This is a genomic window from Pseudoxanthomonas sp. 3HH-4, assembly GCF_006716465.1.
Classification (GTDB): Bacteria; Pseudomonadota; Gammaproteobacteria; order Xanthomonadales; family Xanthomonadaceae; genus Pseudoxanthomonas_A.
The window spans coordinates 256,854-278,124 of sequence record NZ_VFPB01000002.1; the positions used below are offsets into that span (position 1 = coordinate 256,854).

Annotated in this window: 14 protein-coding genes and 2 tRNA genes; 4 read left to right on the forward strand and 12 right to left on the reverse strand. The window is 65.3% G+C overall.

The features are described from left to right. Positions 1 to 5 precede the first annotated feature (5 nt). Entirely contained in the window at positions 6 to 1,403 is a 1,398-nt protein-coding gene (locus tag FB548_RS08565) for a TIGR03013 family XrtA/PEP-CTERM system glycosyltransferase (RefSeq protein WP_142124359.1), read from the reverse strand. A 235-nt stretch (positions 1,404 to 1,638) separates the two neighbouring features. Continuing rightward, positions 1,639 to 3,213, reverse strand: a complete 1,575-nt coding sequence (locus FB548_RS08570; protein WP_142124360.1) for a right-handed parallel beta-helix repeat-containing protein — start codon at positions 3,211 to 3,213, stop codon at positions 1,639 to 1,641. A 259-nt stretch (positions 3,214 to 3,472) separates the two neighbouring features. On the opposite strand from FB548_RS08570, the gene FB548_RS08575 reads away from it, so the two are divergent. Further along, positions 3,473 to 3,549 (forward strand) — tRNA-Arg (locus tag FB548_RS08575). A 108-nt stretch (positions 3,550 to 3,657) separates the two neighbouring features. Here FB548_RS08575 and FB548_RS08580 read toward each other — a convergent pair. The 9 genes from FB548_RS08580 to FB548_RS08620 all read right to left on the reverse strand — a co-directional run bounded on the left by FB548_RS08580 (position 3,658) and on the right by FB548_RS08620 (position 14,295). Further along, positions 3,658 to 3,750, reverse strand: a tRNA-Ser gene (locus FB548_RS08580). A gap of 75 nt (positions 3,751 to 3,825) precedes the next feature. Continuing rightward, positions 3,826 to 4,035: a carbon storage regulator CsrA gene (gene csrA, locus FB548_RS08585; protein ID WP_142124622.1), complete on the reverse strand. Its 210-nt coding sequence runs from the start codon at positions 4,033 to 4,035 to the stop codon at positions 3,826 to 3,828. A 149-nt stretch (positions 4,036 to 4,184) separates the two neighbouring features. Next, positions 4,185 to 6,836 carry an alanine--tRNA ligase gene (alaS, locus tag FB548_RS08590; RefSeq protein WP_142124361.1) on the reverse strand — a complete coding sequence of 884 codons (2,652 nt, stop codon included), beginning with the start codon at positions 6,834 to 6,836 and terminating at the stop codon, positions 4,185 to 4,187. 93 nt (positions 6,837 to 6,929) lie between these two features. Continuing rightward, the gene (gene recX / locus FB548_RS08595) at positions 6,930 to 7,445 is read right to left on the reverse strand and encodes a recombination regulator RecX (protein ID WP_142124362.1); all 516 of its coding nucleotides are present in this window, start codon (positions 7,443 to 7,445) and stop codon (positions 6,930 to 6,932) included. 30 nt (positions 7,446 to 7,475) lie between these two features. Further along, a complete protein-coding gene (gene recA / locus FB548_RS08600; protein WP_142124363.1) occupies positions 7,476 to 8,510 on the reverse strand; it encodes a recombinase RecA in 1,035 nt (344 codons plus the stop codon). A gap of 193 nt (positions 8,511 to 8,703) precedes the next feature. After that, positions 8,704 to 9,345, reverse strand: a complete 642-nt coding sequence (gene lexA / locus FB548_RS08605; protein WP_142124364.1) for a transcriptional repressor LexA — start codon at positions 9,343 to 9,345, stop codon at positions 8,704 to 8,706. Between the two features lie 48 nt (positions 9,346 to 9,393). Next, the gene (locus FB548_RS08610) at positions 9,394 to 11,079 is read right to left on the reverse strand and encodes an AarF/UbiB family protein (protein ID WP_142124365.1); all 1,686 of its coding nucleotides are present in this window, start codon (positions 11,077 to 11,079) and stop codon (positions 9,394 to 9,396) included. Positions 11,080 to 11,110: 31 nt separating this feature from the next. After that, a complete protein-coding gene (locus tag FB548_RS08615; protein WP_142124366.1) occupies positions 11,111 to 11,602 on the reverse strand; it encodes a CinA family protein in 492 nt (163 codons plus the stop codon). 128 nt (positions 11,603 to 11,730) lie between these two features. Next, positions 11,731 to 14,295 carry a TonB-dependent receptor gene (locus FB548_RS08620; protein ID WP_142124367.1) on the reverse strand — a complete coding sequence of 855 codons (2,565 nt, stop codon included), beginning with the start codon at positions 14,293 to 14,295 and terminating at the stop codon, positions 11,731 to 11,733. Positions 14,296 to 14,651: 356 nt separating this feature from the next. Between FB548_RS08620 and mutS the strand changes: the two genes are divergently transcribed. The 3 genes from mutS to FB548_RS08635 all read left to right on the forward strand — a co-directional run bounded on the left by mutS (position 14,652) and on the right by FB548_RS08635 (position 20,648). After that, entirely contained in the window at positions 14,652 to 17,195 is a 2,544-nt protein-coding gene (gene mutS / locus FB548_RS08625; RefSeq protein WP_142124623.1) for a DNA mismatch repair protein MutS, read from the forward strand. 434 nt (positions 17,196 to 17,629) lie between these two features. Next, positions 17,630 to 19,876, forward strand: a complete 2,247-nt coding sequence (gene katG / locus FB548_RS08630) for a catalase/peroxidase HPI (RefSeq protein WP_142124368.1) — start codon at positions 17,630 to 17,632, stop codon at positions 19,874 to 19,876. 154 nt (positions 19,877 to 20,030) lie between these two features. Next, a complete protein-coding gene (locus tag FB548_RS08635; protein WP_142124369.1) occupies positions 20,031 to 20,648 on the forward strand; it encodes a DUF937 domain-containing protein in 618 nt (205 codons plus the stop codon). Between the two features lie 78 nt (positions 20,649 to 20,726). Here FB548_RS08635 and FB548_RS08640 read toward each other — a convergent pair whose 3' ends face one another. Beyond that, complete coding sequence (locus FB548_RS08640) at positions 20,727 to 21,128, reverse strand: RNA-binding S4 domain-containing protein (RefSeq protein ID WP_142124370.1); 402 nt, start codon at positions 21,126 to 21,128, stop codon at positions 20,727 to 20,729. Positions 21,129 to 21,271 lie beyond the last annotated feature (143 nt).

The following is a 21,271-nucleotide window of genomic DNA, read 5'->3' on the forward strand; positions in this document are numbered from 1 at the left end:
GCCGCTCAGCGCGCGCCGCGGCCGAACAGCACGACCTCTACGGTCTGAAGCAGGATCATCACGTCGAACACCAGGCCATGGTTCTTGACGTAGAAAAGATCGAACTTGAGCTTCTCTTCCGCATCGCGCACCGAAGCGCCGTAGGGGTAGCGTAGCTGCGCCCACCCGGTCAGGCCGGGCTTGACGCTGTGTCGCACGCCGTAATAACGCACTTCATCGTTGAGCATGTCGACGAAATGCGGACGCTCCGGTCGCGGCCCCACGAAGCTCATGTCGCCGCGCAGCACCGCGATGAGCTGCGGCAGTTCGTCCAGGCGCGTCTTGCGGATGAAGCGTCCCACCCGCGTGCTGCGGTCGTCATCCTTGCTGGCCCAGATCGCGACACCGCCCTTCTCGGCATCCACCCGCATGCTGCGGAACTTGGTCAGCGTGAAATGTCGCCCACGCTCGCCCACGCGTGTCTGGCTGTAGAAGACAGGCCCGCCCGACTCGAGCCAGACAGCGAGACCCACGAGGACCATCAGCGGCCAGCTGACCAGCAGCAGCGCGCCCGCCGCGAGCAGGTCGAAGAAGCGCTTGCTCAGGCGACGTGGCGTGGAGTAATCGAAGCCCCCCGAGAACACCAGCCAGGACGGATCCACCGCGTTGAGCTGCACCATGCCCGCTTCGCGTTCGAAGAAGCTGGACAGGTCGACCACGGATATCCCCTGCTGTACGCACTGGAGCATCTGCTCCATGGGTAGCCCGCCGCGACGTTCATCGGGCGCGATGACCAACTCGTCGATCAGCAGGCGCTCGGTGAGGGCATGCAGTCCTTCATCCCCCATGTGGACCAGCATGTCCTCGCGTACCAGCACGGGCTGGCCCGGCACCGGCACGAATCCCACGACAGAGAACGTGCGACGGTCCGAGCGGCGCCGCATGCAGGAATTGATCAGGTCCGCATTGCGGCCTGCACCGAGAATCAGGACGCGCTGCTTCAGGACGTCCGAATGGAACACCCGCACCCACCCGATGCGCACCACCACGATGCTGACGACCCCGATGCCCAGCGAAATGGCCAGCACGCCGCGACCGAGATAGGCCTGCGGCACGAGGTAGTACAGGACGACGAGCGCGATGCCACCAAACGCGAACGAAAGCGCAAGGCGCAGGGCGAAGTCCATGCGCGTATGCCGGACATGGGTCTGGTAAAGACCGAAGGCGGTCATGGAGCCGGTGATCGCCAAAGCCACCAGTGCGGCGCGCCATGGCGTTTGCTCCAGGAACATCACCTGGTATTCGGGATCGGTGTGGAAGCGGATCCACGCCGCTGCCATCACGGCTGCGAACAGTACGACCACTTCCCCCAACCACAAGAATCGGATGACCCGATCCTTGCGGCTCTTGTGCGTTGCCTTCATCGACGTCCCCTGCTGCCGCACCGGCCAGCACCCCCGGCCCGTACCGCGATACGTTTCATTCCGTCGCCACGCGGCCAACCCCTTGCGGGGAAGACCATCGCCCTGGCTCCGGCACGTCTTCTTACCTCCGACACACCTCCTCGAACGTGACTTTCCGCCAGTGCCGGACACGGGAACAAAAAAAGGCCGCCCCGAAGGGCGGCCTCTGGTCGTAACAGGGGAAAACGACCGCGCGTCAGCGGCGGACAACGCCCCGTCGGTAACGTGCAGCGGGCGCCTGCCGCCAGCGCGGCCGCTCGCGGACGGCAGGCAGCGTGACCGGCGCAGGCGTGGCAACGGCCGGCTGCGACGCGGTCGCCGGCTGTGCCACCGTTCCCGCCGGGCGTGAAGGGATCAACGGTTGGGACCCATTCACCCGGATCGGATCGGAGACCTGGTCAATGTCGAACTGCTCGAATGCCCCGACATCGATGCGGTTCTCCAGCAGAAGACGTGCGTGCGCATCCCCGGTCGCGAGCTTGGTCCGCAACGGCGGATCGAACGCCGGCAACAGTTGCGGCGACGGGAACGGGAACGCAGTAGGCGTGACGGGTGTGCTGTTACCCGTGTTCAACAGCGGGCTGCCCGCACGAGGGCGGAGGTTGCGCTGTGCCAGGTCGACGAACATCGGGTCGCTCCCCCGCAGGGTGCCCGTCCACTCCGTCGGCACCATCGCCGCCGCTGTTTGCACCCAGTTGTTGGAGCCGGCGACCTTGCGGCCATCCGACCATGGCTCCCTGCTCTGCGGGCCACAGTACGGCGTGTCGACATTGCTCGCTGGATTCTCGCGGACGATGCTGGGCGCACTGCCCGCTGCCGGCTGGTAGATCACATTGTTGTGCATCTCCAGCGAGCCCTGGCCCAGCTGGACCAGCACGGCGTTGGCCGTGCCGGAACGGTCCATCAGGATGGTGTTGTTCACCAGGCGCGTGCGGCCCTGGTTGCGTCCGTTGAGATCGCCGCCAATGCGCAACGCATTGCCCGAACGACTCGTCGAGCGATGGATGATGACGTTGCCGACGAGTTCGGCGTCTTCGCGCCGGAGATCCGCGGTCCAGCCGGACTTCTGCGTCTCGCAGTCGGGTCCGATCAGCTCGACTTCGTGCAGGTCCGACCCCTCGATCCAGTTGTAGTGGATTTCGGCACGCTGGTGGCGTACACGCACCAGCACGCCGCCGGTGGCGCTGTGCACGTAGTTGTAGCGCATCCTGAACACGGTGTCCGGATAGGCCACCTCGTCGGACTGCATGTAGATCGCATGCCGGCGGTCGCCCTGTCCCGAACGGGCGATCTCGCTGTACTCGAGCGTGAACGATCCGGAGTTCTGGTCGGCGCCCAGGATGCCGTGGGAGGGACAATCATGCACGTAGGCATCGCGCACCGTGGCGTTGTGCGCTTCGCTGAAAATGCAGGAACTCGTTCCGCCGGTCACTTCGAAGCCTTCGAACACGACGTGGTTCGACTGCTGGAACTTGATGGTATGGGTGCCCCCCGAAAGCACCGGCCGGGTTGCCCCGGCGACGCGGCGCCACCTGATCGTCACTGGGCTGGCTTCGGTCCCGCTGTCATCGCTGCCCACCACGATATTGCCGGCATAGGTCGCATTGCCGTCCACTTCGACGATGTCGCCAGGCGCCAGATTGACGCTATTGAAGAGGGTCGTGAGCTGCGTATAGGTGCGCCCCGGGCCAACGTTGTAAGTCGCGGCAGCCGCGCTCAAGGGGACAGCCGCCAGCAGCCCCAGCCCAAGCAAGGGTTTTGAGAAATGCATCAAATGGACTCCCGCGATTGCTCGCGTTCTGTTGTTTCCCCTGCCCGATCATTGTCCCGAGGCGGGCGTGAACAGCCCGCTAATCCAGACCTTCAATGGGCGCTGCGGATGAGACGAGCGCCCCATTTCGGTGATCGGACTTGTCTTCAATTACGCGAAGGACCCCCGAAGGCGGCCGCAGCATCGTGCTGAAGGAATCTTTCGATCAGGTTATTGACGGGTGAAAGTCGTTCGTGCAAAATTCCGCTTCTAACGAAACGCGCCCGTAGCTCAGCTGGATAGAGTACCTGGCTACGAACCAGGCGGTCGGGAGTTCGAATCTCTCCGGGCGCGCCATTTTCGAAACAGGCTGACTTAGGTCAGCCTGTTTTTTTTCGTCCGCCCGAAGACAAGCGTCACTCCGTTCGCATAAAAAAAGCCCCGCAATGCGGGGCTTTTTCAAACTGGCGGAGTGAGAGGGATTCGAACCCTCGATAAGGCTTTTGACCCTATACTCCCTTAGCAGGGGAGCCCCTTCGGCCACTCGGGCATCACTCCGGTTTTTCAACACGTTGCAGCCATGCTGCAGCGGCCGCCTAGAATAGCGACTCGCCGCTCGGGCGGCAAACAAATTCACTCCGAAGTGACGTTTTCCGAACCTGCAGGCGACGCGATCTCCTCACCGCGCTGGATGCGCTGGTAGATTTCTTCGCGATGCACGGCCACATCCTTGGGCGCGGTGATGCCGATACGCACCTGATTTCCTTTCACGCCAAGCACGGTCACTGTGACCGAATCACCGATCATCAGGGTTTCGCCGACACGGCGGGTCAAGATCAACATGTTTCTTCTCCGTAATCCGGCAAGGATAGTGCCGGGGGCGCGCCAGCCTTGTGAAAATGGGCCGACAGCTTCCTGGTACATTCATGAACCTAAAGCATGGTAGCGGCCGGGGGCACACGGCCGCAAGCGCCGTATGGTCGAATGGCGGATCAGCCAAGGCGTTGCTGGACCCATCCCGGAACGCCCGCAAGAGCCGTGGTAAGGGCGGGCCCGTCCTCACCACCACCCTGGGCGAGGTCCGGGCGACCACCGCCCTTACCCCCGATCTGACTGGCGATATGTGACAGTAGTTCCCCCGCCTTGACCCGTCCCGTTGCTGCACCGTTCACGCCTGCCACCAGCGCCGCCTTGCCGTCTGCGGTGCCGGCGAGGACGATCACTGCGTCACCCAATTGCTGCTTCAGACGGTCCATGGCATCGCGAAGCGCCTTGGCGTCGAAACCTTCCAACCGCGAAGCGAGGACACGGATACCCCCTACCTCGACGGCCGAGCCGCCCAGGTCCGACGTGGCGTTGGAGGCCGCCCTGGCTTTCAGGGACTCCAGTTCCCTCTCGAGCTTCTTCTGCCGGTCGGCCAGCGCCCGGATCTTCTCGACCACCTCACCGGTGTTGCCGCCCAGCAGGCCGGCCGCTTCGGCAAGCCGGCGCTCCTCGTCGGCCACATAGTCGAGCGCACCCTGCCCCGTCACCGCCTCGATGCGGCGCACGCCAGCGGACACGCCACTTTCACCGACCAGCTTGAACAGGCCGATGTCACCAGTGCGGCCGACATGGGTACCGCCACAGAGTTCGGTGGAGTAATCGCCCATCTTCAGCACACGCACGTGTTCGCCGTATTTTTCACCGAACAACGCCATGGCGCCGAAATCCAGTGCTTCCTGCATGCCCATGTGATGCACTTCGGCTGCGCTGTTGGCACGGATCTGCGCGTTGACGCGACGTTCGACCTCAGCCAGTTCCACCGCCGTCATCGGCTGGAAATGGGAGAAGTCGAAGCGCAGGCGATCCGGTGCGACGAGCGAGCCCTTCTGCTGGACGTGCGTGCCGAGCACTTCGCGCAACGCCGCATGCAGCAGGTGGGTGGCGGAATGGTTCAGGATGGTGCTGGCGCGACGTTTCGCGTCCACCGATGCCACCACATGGTCGCCAAGCTTCAGCGTGCCCTTGGCGACACGGCCGGCGTGCCCATGGAACTGGCCCGCGAACTTCAGCGTATCCGCAACATCGAACTCGACACCCTGCTCGGCCAGCACGCCGGTGTCGCCGACTTGGCCGCCGGATTCGGCGTAGAACGGTGTCTTGTCCAGGATAACCACCGCCTCTTCGCCCGCTTCCACGGACGGCACCGGGCGCCCGTCCTTCAGGAGCGCGACGACCTGCAGGCCGCCAGCATCCAGGTGGTCGTACCCGAGGAAGAGCGTGGGCGAGAGCTGGGCTACGAGGTCGGCGGGCAGGCCGGTATTCGAGGTGAACTTGCCGGCGGCACGCGCGGTTTCCCGCTGTTGCTCCATCGCTGCATCAAACCCGGCCATGTCCACGGTCAACCCACGCTCACGTGCGATATCTGCAGTGAGGTCGACCGGGAAGCCGTACGTGTCATACAGCCGGAACGCATCGGCGCCCGGGATGACGCCATTGGCTGCGCGCGCAGCGACGTCGTCGAAGATGCGCATGCCGGAATCCAGCGTCTCCGCGAACCGCTCTTCCTCTGCCTTGAGCGCGCGCTCGACCAGTTCGCGAGCGGCGGGCAGTTCAGGATAGGCATCGCCCATCAGGTCCGACAGCGTGCCGACCATCCTGTGGAAGAACGGCTGCCGCACGCCCAGCATCCAACCATGGCGCAGCGCGCGACGGATGATCCGTCGCAGCACATAACCCCTGCCCTCATTGGAAGGCAGCACGCCATCGACGATGAGGAAGCTGCACGCGCGGATATGGTCCGCGATGACGCGCAGCGACTTGTTCTCGAGATCGGCCGTGCCGGTCAGTTCGGCGGCCGCGCGGATCAGGCCCTGGAACAGGTCGATCTCATAGTTCGTGTGGACGTGCTGAAGCACAGCCGCCAGGCGCTCCAGGCCCATGCCTGTATCGACGCAGGGTGCCGGCAGCGGTATCAGCGTGCCGTCGGGTTGACGGTCGAACTGCATGAAGACGTTGTTCCAGATCTCGATGTAGCGATCACCGTCTTCATCCGGCGAGCCCGGCGGACCACCCGCGATATGGTCGCCGTGATCGTAGAAAATCTCGGTGCAAGGGCCGCAGGGCCCGGTGTCGGCCATCTGCCAGAAATTGTCGGATGCGTAAGGCGCGCCTTTGTTGTCGCCGATGCGCACAATGCGCTCGGCCGGCAGGCCGATCATGTCGTGCCACAGGTCGTAGGCCTCGTCATCGGTGTGGTACACCGTGACCAGCAGCCGTTCCTTGGGCAGCTTCCAGACCTCGGTCAGCAGTTCCCATGCCCAGCCGATGGCCTCCTTCTTGAAGTAATCGCCAAAGGACCAGTTGCCCAGCATCTCAAAGAAGGTGTGGTGGCGGGCCGTGTAGCCAACCGAATCCAGGTCATTGTGCTTGCCGCCCGCGCGTAGGCAGCGCTGCACGTCAGCCGCCCGCACATAACTGCGCTTCTCGGCGCCCAGGAACACGTCCTTGAACTGCACCATGCCGGAATTGGTGAACAGCAACGTAGGGTCGTTGCCGGGCACGAGCGAGGCTGACGGCACAATGGTATGGCCCTTCCCGGCAAAAAAGTCGAGGAAGTCCTGGCGGATCTGGCGGGTGCTGAAGGTATTGGGAGTGGTCATCTGGCAGGCATTGGCTGGAAGGCGCATCTCCGCGCCGCTCTCTCCGCTACATGCGGGTGCGGCGAGGTGGAGGCAACCCAATGCTCTAGATTATCAGGCCGCCCCGTCCCAGTCCTCAGCCTCCAGCCGACTCGCGGCACGGACGGCGGCGCCATCGAAGCCGCGCCGGATCAGGAAATCCGCGATCTTGCGCCGTTGAGCCAGGTCGATCTGGCGGGCTGGACCGAAACGACGGCGGACGAGGTCGCACGCCGCTTCGGTCCAGTCGCCATCGAAGGTGGCCATGGCCGCCGCCACCGCCTCGCGGTCCAGCCCATGCGTGGACAGCTCGGCCTTTATACGTAGCGGACCATAACCACCCGAGGCCCGGCTTCGGACAAGGGCCTCCGCAAAGCGCGTGTCGCTCTGCCAACCCTCATCCGCCAGCCGGTCCACGGCCGATCGCACATCGGCCGCTTCCACTCCACGGGATGTCAACTTGCGGGACAACTCCCGCCGGGAGTGCTCCCGACGGGTCAAGAGCCCGAGCGCGCGCTGCAGGGGTGTCTGCTCGACCGGCTTGCGCCGGCGGCGTCCTGCCCCCGGCGCATCTCCTGCTTCATCGACCATGACGCGCGTCCGGTTCACCCATCGCGGTGCTTATTCGCCGTCGTTGTCGGCACTTTCTTCGCGCTGCGCTTCGGCGGGCTGGAACTTCTCGCGCAGTTCGGATTCCAGCTTGGCGGCGATGGCAGGATTCTCGCGCAGGAAGGTCCGGGAATTGTCCTTGCCCTGGCCGATGCGCTCGCTGCCATAGCTGTACCAGGCGCCCGCTTTGTCGACCAGCTTGGCTTCCACGCCCATGTCGATCAGTTCACCTTCGCGACTGATGCCTTCGCCATAGAGGATCTCGGTAAAGACCTGCTTGAACGGAGGCGCCAGCTTGTTTTTGACCACCTTGATCTTGGTCTGATTGCCGATGATCTCATCACCTTTCTTGATGGAGCCAACGCGGCGAATGTCCAAGCGAACCGAAGCGTAGAACTTCAGCGCATTGCCGCCGGTGGTGGTCTCGGGGCTCTGCCCGGGCATCATCACGCCGATCTTCATACGCAACTGGTTGATGAAGATGACGGTGGTGTTCGAGCGCTTGATATTGCCGGTGAGCTTGCGCAGGGCCTGGCTCATCAGGCGCGCCTGCAGGCCCGGCAGCTGATCGCCCATCTCGCCTTCGATCTCGGCCTTCGGCGTCAGTGCTGCCACGGAGTCGATGACCACGATGTCGACGGAGCCGGAACGCACCAGCATGTCGGCGATTTCCAGCGCCTGTTCGCCGGTATCCGGCTGCGACAGCAGCAGGTCATCCACATTCACACCCAGCTTGGCGGCGTAGATCGGGTCCAGCGCATGCTCGGCGTCGATGAATGCGGCGGTGCCACCCTGCTTCTGGCACTGGGCGATGGCCTGCAGGGTCAGGGTGGTCTTGCCGGAGGATTCCGGACCGTAGATCTCCACCACACGACCACGCGGCAGTCCGCCGATGCCCAGGGCGATGTCCAGCATCAGCGAGCCGGTGGGGATGATTTCCACGGGCTCGATGACCCGGTCACCCATGCGCATCACCGAGCCCTTGCCGAACTGGCGCTCGATCTGGGTCAGTGCGGCGGAAAGGGCGCGCTTCTTGTTCTCATCCATTGTCGTGGTCCTAGTCAAGGTGGTCAGGTGCGATCAGTGTGGGGAGCGGCCATCGCACAGGTTGCGACGGGACGGGCATGGGAGAAATTAGTTGCTCGCGGTAGCTGCGTGGATCGGCGCTCACCGCAGAGAGAGGTCGGGAAACACCGCGTTTCGATGCGGGAAGGCGTCTCGGCCGATCTCGCGCCAGACGTCACCGGTTGGGCCTCACCAGGCCGCAGTACAGGCCTTCGATGGCAAAGTCCTGATCAGGCAGTACCTCGATGGGGGCATAGTCGGGATTGCGCGGCAGCAGACGGATGCGGTCCTTGCCGATCTTCAAGAGCTTGACGGTGATGGCGTCGTCGATCCGCGCCACCACGATCTGGCCCGACCGTGCATCGTGCGTGCGATGCACCCCGATCAGGTCGCCGTCGAAGATGCCTTCGTCCCGCATCGAGTCGCCCTTGACCTTCAACAGGTAATCCGGCGCGGGCGCGAAGAAAGCCCGGTCCAGCAGCACGTAGTCGTGGTGCCCCGCGTCCGCGCCGATCGGCGAACCCGCCGCGACCTGCCCCAGTACCGGAACGCGAAGGCCGTCTTCATTGGCAGCCGGAAATGCAAGGTCCGACTGGGGTGGCAGCGGCGGCTTGAGCAGGCGGATACCGCGCGCGCGGCCGGGCACCCGTTCGATGGCCCCTGCCTGTTCCAGCGCTTCCAGGTGGTATTGGGCGGCACGTACACCTTTGAAGCCGAAGGCCTTGGCGATTTCCGCCTGTGATGGCGGCATGCCCTCGGCCTCAAGCCGTTCGGCGATCAGGGCGAGGATGGCATGCTGGGTATCGGTCAGGTCCATGGTTAGTAGTAATACTACTAACTTCATCAATTGGCAACCCGGGCAGCGTCAGCGTTTCCCGCTGCGCAGGATCGAGAACAGGATCCATACCCCGCACAGGGCGGCGCCGAGGAAACCCAGCACGCCCAGCGCCATCAGCCACCGGTTGGAAACACCTCCGCCCACGCTGTTCATCACGATCGACGAACCGATAATCAGCGCAGCCGTGATGATGCCCATCGTCAGGCGGTTGGCGGCCCGGTCCACCTGCTCGCCGAACACCTTGAGCGTATCGACCTCGATGTGCATCTGCAGCTTGCCACGCCTGGCCGACTGCAGCAGCCGATGCACGTCGCGCGGCATGTCGCGCAACAGGTCCACCAGCCCGGACAAGGTCCGCCGTCCGCGCCTTACCAGCACATCGGGCGCATAACGCTCCAGCATGGCGCGCTCCAGGAAGGGGCGCGCTTCGCTGGCCATGTCGAAGTCGGGATCGAGCTGGCGCCCCATGCCTTCCAGGGTGAGGAAGGCCTTGATCATCAGCGCCAGGTCCGCAGGCAGGCTGAGGCCGTGCTCGCGCAGCATTGCGGTCACGTCGCCGAGCATGGCGCCCATGCGCAGGTCCTTCAGCGGCACACCGCGGTACTGGTCGACGAAGGCATCGGCGGACTCCTGCAGCCGCAGCTCGTCGATATCGCGGTTCTCCTCGGTCCAGTCGGACAGGACTTCCGCCACGGCTTCCGGGTCGTGGGCGACCAGGCCATGCAGCAATCGCACGATCTGGAACCGCCGTTGCTCGGTGACACGTCCCACCATGCCGAAATCGATCACGCCGATGGCGCCGTCCGGCATGTAGAAGATGTTGCCGGGATGCGGGTCGGCATGGAAGAAGCCGTCCTCCAGCACCATCTTCAGCACGATCCCCGCCCCGGTGCGCGCGAGCTGCCTGCGGTCCAGCCCCATCGCGTCCACGGTGGCAAGGTCGCGCCCGGGAATACCGTCCAGGCAGGCCTGCACATTGAGTCGCTCGCAGGTCCACTCCCAGTACACGCGTGGGATCACGATATCCTCGCGCCCCGCGAAATTCTGCGCGATGCGCTCGGCATTGCGGCATTCTGCGGCGAAATCCAGCTCGCGACGCAACGAGGCGCTGAACTGCTGCACGATGCGCTGCGGGTGGTAGCGGCGCAGCTCGGGAAGGTTCTTCTCGATGATCACGGCCAGATGTTTCAGCAGCCGGAGATCGGCCTCCACCGTGTCGCGGATGCCGGGGCGGCGTATTTTCAGCACCACGGCGCTGCCGTCGGCCAACCACGCGCGGTGCGCCTGTGCCAATGAGGCAGCAGCCAGGGGTTCCTGCTCGATCCGGTCGAAGACCGCTTCGGGATCCGCACCCAGGTCTTCGCGCAGTTGTGGCAGCACGTCCTCCCATTGCAACGCTGGCACGGCATTCTGCAACTGGCCGAGTTCATCAATCCACGCGGGCGGCAGCAGGTCCACGCGGGTGGCCAGCACCTGGCCAAGCTTCACGAACGTGGGTCCCAAGTCCTGCAGCGTGCAGCGCAGCCGCGCGGGCACGTCCATGCGCAACCTTCCTTCCTCTACCGCCTGCCAGTGCAACAGACGCCCTGCCTTTTCCAGCACGCCTGCCATGCCGATGCGCTTGACGACATCGCCAAAGCCCCAGCGGATCAACACCGATGCGATCTCCTGCAATCGGCCCAGATCGCGCACCGTGCCCAGCGTTTCCCACATCACCGTATTCCTCCGCGCAGGGTCGCCGCGATCACAACCGTTCCAACCCGTCGAGCGCGGTCGCCACCGTCTGCCGGCGCACGGCATCGCGGTCGCCGGAGAACTGGAAAACCTCGGCGCGCGCATAGCCGCCCCGCCGCTTCCAGCCGATCCAGACCGTACCCACCGGCTTGTCCGCGCTCCCGCCACCCGGGCCGGCAATGCCGGTCACGGCCACCGCGACGCTGGCACCCGAACTGACCAGCGCCCCGGACACCATTTCGATCACCGTCTCACGGCTGACCGCACCATGCGTCTCCAGCGTCTGCGGCCGTACGCCCAGCAGGGCCTGCTTGGCTTCGTAGCTGTACGCCGCCAAACCGCAATCGAACCAGTCCGACGAACCGGCGATGTCGGTCACGCACTTGGCGATCCAGCCGCCCGTGCAGCTTTCCGCCGTGACCAGATGATCGCGGCCTTGCCTGAGGCGTTCGCCCAGACGGTGGGCCAGGACGCGTAGTTCTTCATCGGTGGGGACGGACATTATCGGTTCCGACTGGGGGGCGTGCGTGTTGTAGCCGATTTGTGCGGCGCTGTCGCCCCGCCGTGCGGCCCCAAAAAGAAAACGGCCCGCCTGGGAGGCGGGCCGTTCGCGGTGTTCTGCGAAGGGGATCAGTAACGCACGCGCAGGGTCACGCCATACATGCGGGGGGCGCCAAGGAACGCATTGAAGGTGTTGAACGGGTTGTTCGGCGCCGGCGACACGTTCTGCAGCGGCCCATCGAAGCCGACCTGCACGTAGTCCTCGTCGGTGATGTTGGTGCCCCAGAATTCCAGCATCCAGCGCTGGTCCTGCGCGCCGATGCCGAACCGTGCGTTGGCCACGGCGTAGGCGTCCTGCATCTTTTCCGGGTCCAGGTCGGAACCGGTGTTGTACTTGGACACGTACTTGGCCCCGATGTTGAAGCGCGCCATCAGGCTGCCGACATCCCACTCATAGGTCAGCGACGCCGACCCGGACCACTTCGGCGCGAAGCTCATCTGCGAGCCAGGCAGCTTGTACAGCGCGCCCGTGGGCGCCACGAAGTCACCGCCTGGGATGTTGTCGCCGTACTGCGTGTCGGCATACATCAGGCCGCCCTGCAGCATCAGGCCACGGATCGAGCGAGGCTGCCACAGCAGTTCCGCATCCAGGCCTTGCGAGGTGACTTCCGGGATCGAGCGCACCACGAAGCTGGTGCCGAGGAAGCTGTTGAGCTGGAAGTCCTCGTATTTCTGGTGGAACAGGGTGGCGTTCAACAACAGGTTGCCGTCCAGCCACGTGGTCTTGGCGCCCAGTTCGTAGCTGTCGACGAACTCGCCCGCGAACGAGGTGTCGAGCACCGGCAGGATGCCCGTGCCGCCGCTGGACAGACCGTTGGACGACTGCACGCGATCGAGGTTGAAGCCGCCGCCCTTGTAGCCGCGGGCGAACGAACCGTAGGTCATGACGTGCTCGTTCCAACGGTACGCCGCCTTCAGCGTGCCGGACCATTCCTTCTCTTCGCGCTCCTGCACCGTGTCGCGCGTGGGCGCGTTGTGCAGGGGGTTGGCCCACGGCAGGCAGCCGTAGCCGACCACCGTCGGCGCCGCGGCGCTGGCCTGCGCGACCGTCAGACCGCGCGCCACCAGCGCGGCGACCACCTGCGCCGGGTTGGCCAGCATCGAACCGCAGCCTGCACCGCCGTTCGGGTTGCTGTAGTTCGAGATCAGTGTCTTCTTCTCGCGGGTGTAGCGCAGGCCCAGGGTAAGGTCGAGCGCATCGGTGGCGTGCCAGGTGTTGTTGGTGAACAGCGCCGTGCTCTTGGCGCTCTGCTCGTAGGTATCCAGCGCACCCAGGCCGGCGAACACGGTGCCGAACGGGCGGCCCGTCGCCTGCGACAGGAACAGCGGCGCGGTCGGCGACTGGCCCAGAGCCGGATTGATGATCGACAGCAGCGCAACCGACAGATAGGGCTCGTAGTGCGAGCCGATGCGATAGGTCTCGGTACGGTCCAGGTCTTCGTCGGTATAGAACGCACCGACCATCCAGTCGATGTGGTCGTTGCCGCCCGTCAGGCGGAACTCCTGGCTGAAGGTCTTGAAGCCGGTGAAGGACTCGTCCTCGTCTGCCACGCGGTACAGGATATCGGCCGTGCTGAAGTCATAGTCCAGGCCGTTGATCGCCTCCCACTCGCGTTGTGCGGTGATCGACGTCAGGGTGGCGCCGCCGAACCAGGACGAATCCCAGTTCACCTCGACGGCCACGCCATTTTCCTTGATGTCCTGCGTGGTGGGACGGTTACTGTAGGCCACCCGGTCGAACGGATCGTCGCCCGGCGCTGCAACCGCCTTGCCCCCGACCAGAGCATTGAGGATCGCCGCCGTGGCACCCACCGTGGTCTGCACCGCCGCGCAGCAGTTCTCCTCACGGCTGGTGAAATCCCCGGACACCAGGATTTCCAGGTTCTCCGAGGGCTCCAGCAACAGCTTGCCGCGCACCGTGTGGAAGTTCTGGTCGTTGTCGTCGGTTTCCTGGCGCGGGCCGTTGCCCGTGCGGACATCCATCCAGCCGTCGCGCTTGCGCTTGGCTGCGTAGATGTTGAATGCACCCGCCTCGCCCAGTGCATCGTTGTAGCTGCCGGACACGCCCAGCGCACCATAATTGCCGACCGTGACTTCGCCCTCCGCGCTCTGGGTGTAGCTCGGGCGGCGGGTGACCACATTGATGACGCCGGCCGAGGTGTTCTTTCCGAACACCGTGCCCTGCGGCCCCTTCAGCACCTCGATGCGTTCAAGTTGCCCGAGATCGCCGAAGCCGACGCTGTTGCGCGGACGGTACACGCCATCGATCACCACGCCGACCGATGACTCCAGGCCGACGTTGTCACCCACCGTGCCAACGCCGCGGATACGGGCGGTGGTGATGGCTTCACTCTGGGTGCTGGTGACGGTCAGGCCGGGCACCAGGACCTGCAGGTCCTTGATGTCGCGCACGCCGGTGTCCTGCAGCAGCTGCTCGGACACCGCCGTCACCGAGATCGGCACGTCCTGCATGGCTTCCTCGCGCTTCTGCGCGGTGACCGTCATGGTCGCCAACGTGGTGGGTTCTTCCTCTGCCGCGGGTGCGGCCTGCTGCGCATACGCGTGCGAGCTGGCGCAGAGCGCGGCGAAGACGGCAAGTGAAAGCGCTTTGTGCCTGGGCGATGCGGTGACCATGTTCTCCCCTCCAAGGGTCATGTGCTGGCGACGGGTGCTTGTGTGTTTCCGGTGTAACGTGCAGCGATGCCGCTGTGGCGAACGCAACTCCCCTTGCGTCAACGCGAAATTAACACCCACTTCACAGCACGGCATTCTGCACTGCGTCGATACGCAGGCCATCACTTTGGCATGGATAAGTCACTGATTTTCCGAACGATCGTGCGGAACTTTCATTACGCGCGCTGCCAACCGAGGTGGTTGCACCTCGTTCCACTCCGCGGCCACGCTCGCCCAGCCGCTACAATCAGCACCCTTTCGCACTTCCCCTCCCCACAGGCCTCGTGAGCAAAGACAAGTCGGAACACACGCCCCTGATGAAGCAGTTCTTCGCCGCCAAGGCGGAGTACCCGGACCTTCTGCTGTTGTTCCGGATGGGCGACTTCTACGAGCTGTTCTACGACGATGCCCGCAAGGCGGCCCGGCTGCTCGACATCACGCTGACCCAGCGCGGCAGTTCGGGTGGCGCGCCCATCCCGATGGCGGGCGTGCCGGTCCATGCCTGCGAAGGCTACCTGGCACGACTGGTGGCGTTGGGCGAATCGGTGGCGATCTGCGAGCAGATTGGCGATCCGGCACTGGCGAAAGGGCTGGTCGAACGGAAAGTGGTGCGCGTGGTCACCCCAGGCACCGTCACCGACGAAGCGCTGCTCAACGAGCGCCGCGATACGCTGCTCATGACCGTCGCGCGCGGCCGCTCGGGCTATGGCCTTGCATGGGCGGACCTGGCCGGCGGTCGCTTCATGGTCAACGAGCTGGAGAGCGACGACGCCCTCGAGGCCGAACTCTCGCGCCTGGAGCCGGCCGAACTGCTGGTCCCCGACGAAGAAGGCTGGCCAGCGTTCCTGCAGCAGCGCACCGGCGTGCGCCGCCGGGCGCCCTGGCTGTTCGATCCTGACAGCGGTCGTCGGCAGTTGCTGAATTTTTTCGGCCTGCACGATCTCAGCGGCTTCGGCATCGATGACAAGCCGCTCGCCACGGGCGCTGCGGGTGCCCTGCTCGGTTATGTGGAAGAAACCCAGAAGCAGCGCCTGCCCCACCTGACCGCGATCGCAGTGGAATCGGCCGGCGACGCCATCGCCATGAACGCGGCCACGCGCCGCCACCTGGAACTCGATACGCGCGTCGACGGCGACACGCGGCACACGCTGCTCGGCGTGCTCGATTCCACCATCACGCCAATGGGGGGGCGCCTGCTGCGTCGCTGGCTGCACCGGCCGCTGCGCGACCAGCGCGTGCTGCGCGAACGCCACCAGGCCTTGGCCACCCTGATCGAACATGGCACCGATGGCGAGCTGCGGACGGGCTTCCGTGCGCTGGGCGATGTGGAACGCATCCTCACCCGTGTGGCGTTGCGCTCTGCACGGCCGCGCGACCTGTCCACGCTGCGCGATGGCCTCGCCCTGTTGCCGGACGTGCGTGCGTACCTGGTGCCACTGGATGCGCCGCGCCTGCAGGCGCTGGCGATGGAGCTGGGTGAGCACGCTGATACCGCGTCGCTGCTGCTGGCCGCCATCGCACCGCAGCCGCCGCTCAAACTCACTGATGGTGGCGTGCTGGCCGACGGCTACGATGCCGAGCTGGACGAACTGCGCCAACTCAGCACCCACGCGGACCAGTTCCTGGTCGACCTGGAAGCCCGGGAACGCGAGAGCAGCGGCATTCCCACGCTGAAGGTGGGCTACAACCGCGTGCACGGCTATTACATCGAGATCAGCAAGGGCCAGGCGGAGAAGGCCCCGGTGCACTACACGCGCCGGCAGACATTGACCGGCGCCGAGCGCTACATCACCGAAGAGCTGAAACAGTTCGAGGACAAAGTGCTTTCGGCACGCGAACGCGCGCTATCGCGCGAGAAGCTGCTCTACGACGCGCTGCTGGACACGCTCAACGAACGACTCGAACCACTGAAGCGCTGCGCTGCCGCGCTCAGCGAACTCGATGTACTCGCCGCATTCGCCGAGCGGGCGCAGGCACTGGACTGGACCCAGCCGGAACTCAACGATGTGCCGGGCCTGCGGATCGAGCGCGGCCGCCACCCCGTGGTGGAGGCAGTGCGCAAGGAGCCCTTCGAGCCCAACGACCTGCACCTGCACGAAGAGCGGCGCATGCTGGTCATCACCGGCCCGAACATGGGCGGCAAGAGCACCTACATGCGGCAGAACGCGCTGATCGTGCTGCTCGCCCATATCGGCAGCTTCGTGCCCGCCTCGCGCGCCGTCATCGGCCCGGTCGACCGCATCCTCACCCGGATCGGCGCCGGTGACGATCTCGCCCGCGGGCAGTCCACCTTCATGGTCGAGATGGCGGAGACCAGTTACATCCTGCACCACGCCACCGCGCAGTCACTGGTGCTGATGGACGAGATCGGCCGCGGCACATCGACCTACGACGGTTTGGCGCTGGCCGACGCCGTCGCGCGCCATCTCGCGGCAACCAACCGCTGCCACACCTTGTTCGCCACCCACTATTTCGAATTGACCGCGTTGGCCAACGAAACAGACAGCGGCATCGCCAACGTGCACCTCGATGCCGTCGAACACGGCGATACGCTGGTCTTCATGCACGCGGTGAAGGAAGGCGCGGCGGACCGCAGCTTCGGCCTGCAGGTGGCCGCGCTTGCCGGCCTGCCGAGGACCACGCTGCAGCAGGCGCGTCGTCGCCTGGCCGAACTGGAGCAGCGTGGCCGCGATACGCACGCCTCTGACATGGCGCCACAAGCGCTCGATGCCCCGCAGCAGTTCGGCTTGTTCGCCGCCAGGCCATCGGCCGCGCAGGAAGCGCTTGCCGCGATCGATCCGGACGAACTGACGCCCAAGCAGGCACTCGAAGCCATGTACCGGCTGAAAGCCCTGCTCTGACCCCACTCCCCGACCGCCGCACGACTGATCCGGTGCCGACCGGCACCTTGCGATAGTTGCGTCGCGCACGTCCGTACAACATCCGCGTAACGCGCGCGGCGTATCGTCGTGCGCCAACGGGTGCCGGTTGCGCAGTGCACCATTGAACTGCGCTATCGAACTCTTCGTCACAAACGATTTTCATTGATCGTTCGCATTACCTAGTCTGGTCGCCATCCGCCAACGCCCGCAGGACGTCAGCCATGCGCATGCCCGCCATCCGATACGCCCCGCACGCGCCCGCCGTCTCGAAGAACCGCTGGCCCCTCCCGCCTCCTCCCTGCAGCATGCGCGGCTGACCTGCGCCATTGATGCGCCGGCCCCATGGCAACCGCAGTCTCACGCTTGATCCGACTCCTTCCCACTCACACCCGACGGCAAAAGGAAGCACACCCATGACCACCGAATCGAAGTGCCCGTTTCACCAGACCGCTGGCAGCGGCACCGGCAACCGCGACTGGTGGCCCAACCAGCTGCGCGTGGACCTGCTCAACCAGCATTCCGCGCGCTCGAATCCGCTGGACAGCGGCTTCAACTATGCCGACGCCTTCAAGAAGCTCGACTACCACGCGCTGAAGAAAGACCTGCGCGACCTGATGACCGATTCGCAGGATTGGTGGCCGGCCGACTTCGGCCACTACGGCGGTCTGTTCATTCGCATGGCTTGGCACAGCGCAGGCACCTACCGCATCGGCGACGGGCGTGGTGGTGGCGGTCGCGGGCAGCAGCGCTTCGCGCCCCTCAACAGCTGGCCGGACAACGTCAGCCTGGACAAGGCGCGCCGCCTGCTGTGGCCGCTCAAGCAGAAGTACGGGCAGAGCATCTCCTGGGCCGACCTGATGATCCTGGCCGGCAACGTGGCGCTGGAAACGATGGGCTTCCGCACCTTCGGTTTCGGTGGTGGCCGCGAAGACACCTGGGAACCCGACCAGGACGTGTACTGGGGTCGCGAAACCACCTGGCTTGGCGGTGACGTGCGCTATGCGCATGGCTCCGAAGGCGTGGAGAAACCGACCGATGAAGGCGTGCTGGTCTCCGACGACGATGCCGACGGCGACGTGCACTCGCGCCGGCTGGAGAATCCGCTTGCCGCCGTCCAGATGGGCCTGATCTACGTGAACCCCGAAGGCCCGGACGGCAATCCCGACCCGTTGCTGGCCGCGAAGGATATCCGCGACACGTTCGGCCGCATGGCGATGGACGATGAAGAAACCGTCGCCCTGATCGCGGGTGGCCATACCTTCGGCAAGACCCATGGTGCCGGCCCGGCCGACAATGTGGGCGCCGAACCGGAAGCAGGTGATCTGGAGCAACAGGGCTTCGGTTGGCACAACAGGTTCGGCAGCGGCAAGGGCGGCGATACGATCACGTCCGGCATCGAAGTGACCTGGACGCAGACACCGACGCTGTGGAGCAACAAGTTTTTCGAGAATCTGTTCGGCTTCGAATGGGAACTGGAGAAGTCCCCTGCGGGCGCGCACCAGTGGGTCGCCAAGGACGCACCGGAGGACGTGCCGCACGCGCACGACGCGTCGAAGAAGCAACGCCCGAAGATGCTCACCACCGATCTGTCGCTGCGTTTCGACCCGATCTACGGCCCGATCTCGAAGCGGTTCCTCGAGAATCCGCAGGCCTTCGCGGAAGCCTTCGCACGCGCATGGTTCAAGCTGACCCATCGCGACATGGGGCCGCGCGCGCGCTATCTCGGCCCGGAAGTACCGAAGGAAGAACTGGTATGGCAGGACCCGCTTCCCAAGGCGGACTACGCCAGCGTGGATGCGGCCGACATCGACGCACTGAAGAAGAAGATCGCGGCGTCGGGACTGTCGGTGCCCGAACTGGTCTCGACCGCATGGGCCTCGGCCTCGACCTTCCGTGGCGGCGACAAGCGCGGTGGCGCCAATGGCGCGCGGATCCGCCTCGCCCCGCAGAAGGACTGGGCAGTGAACCAGCCTGAGCAGTTGGCGAAGGTGTTGAAGGCGCTGGAGCGCATCCAGATAGAGTTCAATCTGGACGCATCCGGTGGCAAGAAGGTTTCGCTTGCCGACCTGATCGTGCTGGCCGGCGGCGTTGGCGTGGAGCAGGCGGCGAAGGCCGGCGACCTCGATGTCAGCGTGCCGTTCCGGCCGGGCCGCACCGATGCGCGCCAGGACCAGACGGATGTCGAGTCGTTCGCCGTGCTTGAACCCTTCGCCGACGGCTTCCGCAACTACCTCAAGGGGCGTTCGGTGGTGCCCGCCGAACATCTGCTGGTGGATCGTGCCCAGTTGCTGACCCTGACAGCACCGGAGATGACGGTCCTGGTCGGCGGCCTGCGTGCGCTGGGTGCGAATGCCGGCAGCGGCAACGAGGGCGTGTTCACCGACACGCCGGGCGTGCTGAGCAATGACTTCTTCGTCAACCTGCTCGACATGGGCACGGAATGGAAAGCGACTGGCGCGAACCGCTATGAAGGTCGCGATCGCAAGACCGGTGCCGCGAAATGGACCGGTACGCGCGTGGACCTGGTGTTCGGCTCCAACTCCGTCTTGCGCGCGCTCGCCGAGGTTTACGCCAGCGCCGACGGCAAGGAGAAGCTCGCGAAGGATTTCGTCGCCGCCTGGACCAAGGTGATGGAGCTGGATCGCTTCGACCTGGCGTAGTCCGATGGGCGCGCCGGACGGCCTGCACGCCTGAGGTGGGGGCGGGCCGATCCCGGCCCGCCGGTCGGCGCCCGCTATTGTGAGGCGGTGGTCACATCGTTTGGCGCTAGGATGATCGTCGCCACTATCACTCGTCCAGGAGGACGGCCACACGATGAGCAACCAGTCACTCGCAGAAGAACTTTTCGCCCAACTGCAGGGCGCACCGCTGCAGCAGGTCTCGCAGCAACTCGGCGTGGGACAGATGCAGACCTCCGGCGCCGTGGCGGCGGCCCTGCCCTTGCTGCTGGGTGCGCTGGGCAAGAATGCCGCGCAGCCCCAGGGCGCCGAGGCGCTGTTCGGCGCGCTGCAGAAAGACCATGCCGGCCTGGATCTTGGCAGCGTGCTGGGTGCGGTGCTGGGAGGTGGCTCGGCCTCCAGTCGCCAGACGGATGGGGCCGCCATCCTCGGTCACATCTTCGGCGGATCCCAGCCGCGAGCGGAAGCCAGCCTCGGCCAGGCGACGGGACTGGGCGGCGACAAGTCGGCGATGCTGATGAAGATACTGGCACCCATCGTGCTGTCCTTCCTGGCCCAGCGTTTCCTGGGCCAAGGCAACGCCAACCCGAGCGCACTGGGCCAGGTACTGGGCCAGGAGCGGCAGGTCGCGCAGCAGCAAGGCGGACTGGGTGGGGGCCTGCTCGGCGCCGTGCTTGACCAGGACGGCGATGGGCAACTGGGCCTGGGCGACATCCTCAAAATCGGCAGCGGCATGCTGGGCGGCGGACGCTGATCCGCTTCCACGTAGCGCACAGTTGCAACAAGGAAGGGCGCCATCGGCGCCCTTCTTCCGTTTCAGGCGCGGGTACGGCTACAGCGCATCGATGTCGCCCAACGCGCGGATCAGGCGGCGCGCGCGCTTGTCCGGTCGCGACTGCGGCGCCTGGTAGCCGGCACGCTCTGCCTGCCGTGCCGCCAGCGCGGCGACACGCCGCGCCCGCGAGTCGTCGGACTCCACGTACAGCGCCTGCGCTCCGGCCGCCGGGCCGCGCTTGTCGCTGAGCGCACGGACTTCTATCTCGAACACGTCCTCGCCCCGCGTCACCGCCAGCACGTCGCCCACCCGCACTGCGCGCGAGGATTTCGCGCGCTGTCCCGCCGCGTCGACCTTGCCGGTCTCGATGGCCTGTTTGGCCAGGCTGCGCGTCCTGAAGAAACGGGCCGCCCAGAGCCATAGATCCAAGCGAACGGAAGCATCGGAAGAATCGGTCATCGGAATATGGAGAGTGCCGCCTCAGGGCAGGCGTGCAGGAAAGATGGGAAACCGCAGCTCAGCCTTGTGCCCGTACGCACCCCGGCACGCCTTAGTCTGCACCGGAATCCGCTCGCCGGAACGCAAACGGCCACCCGAAGGTG

What these genes read in the sequence shown, in the direction of transcription:
- FB548_RS08570 (WP_142124360.1), bottom strand. Translation starts at nt 3,213, where the DNA reads ATGCATTTCTCAAAACCCTTGCTTGGGCTGGGGCTGCTGGCGGCTGTC.
- FB548_RS08610 (WP_142124365.1), bottom strand. Translation starts at nt 11,079, where the DNA reads ATGTGGGAAACGCTGGGCACGGTGCGCGATCTGGGCCGATTGCAGGAG.
- csrA (WP_142124622.1), bottom strand. Translation starts at nt 4,035, where the DNA reads ATGTTGATCTTGACCCGCCGTGTCGGCGAAACCCTGATGATCGGTGAT.
- FB548_RS08620 (WP_142124367.1), bottom strand. Translation starts at nt 14,295, where the DNA reads ATGGTCACCGCATCGCCCAGGCACAAAGCGCTTTCACTTGCCGTCTTC.
- FB548_RS08635 (WP_142124369.1), top strand. Translation starts at nt 20,031, where the DNA reads ATGAGCAACCAGTCACTCGCAGAAGAACTTTTCGCCCAACTGCAGGGC.
- FB548_RS08615 (WP_142124366.1), bottom strand. Translation starts at nt 11,602, where the DNA reads ATGTCCGTCCCCACCGATGAAGAACTACGCGTCCTGGCCCACCGTCTG.
- alaS (WP_142124361.1), bottom strand. Translation starts at nt 6,836, where the DNA reads ATGACCACTCCCAATACCTTCAGCACCCGCCAGATCCGCCAGGACTTC.
- recX (WP_142124362.1), bottom strand. Translation starts at nt 7,445, where the DNA reads ATGGTCGATGAAGCAGGAGATGCGCCGGGGGCAGGACGCCGCCGGCGC.
- FB548_RS08565 (WP_142124359.1), bottom strand. Translation starts at nt 1,403, where the DNA reads ATGAAGGCAACGCACAAGAGCCGCAAGGATCGGGTCATCCGATTCTTG.
- katG (WP_142124368.1), top strand. Translation starts at nt 17,630, where the DNA reads ATGACCACCGAATCGAAGTGCCCGTTTCACCAGACCGCTGGCAGCGGC.
- lexA (WP_142124364.1), bottom strand. Translation starts at nt 9,345, where the DNA reads ATGGACCTGACCGATACCCAGCATGCCATCCTCGCCCTGATCGCCGAA.
- mutS (WP_142124623.1), top strand. Translation starts at nt 14,652, where the DNA reads ATGAAGCAGTTCTTCGCCGCCAAGGCGGAGTACCCGGACCTTCTGCTG.
- recA (WP_142124363.1), bottom strand. Translation starts at nt 8,510, where the DNA reads ATGGATGAGAACAAGAAGCGCGCCCTTTCCGCCGCACTGACCCAGATC.
- FB548_RS08640 (WP_142124370.1), bottom strand. Translation starts at nt 21,128, where the DNA reads ATGACCGATTCTTCCGATGCTTCCGTTCGCTTGGATCTATGGCTCTGG.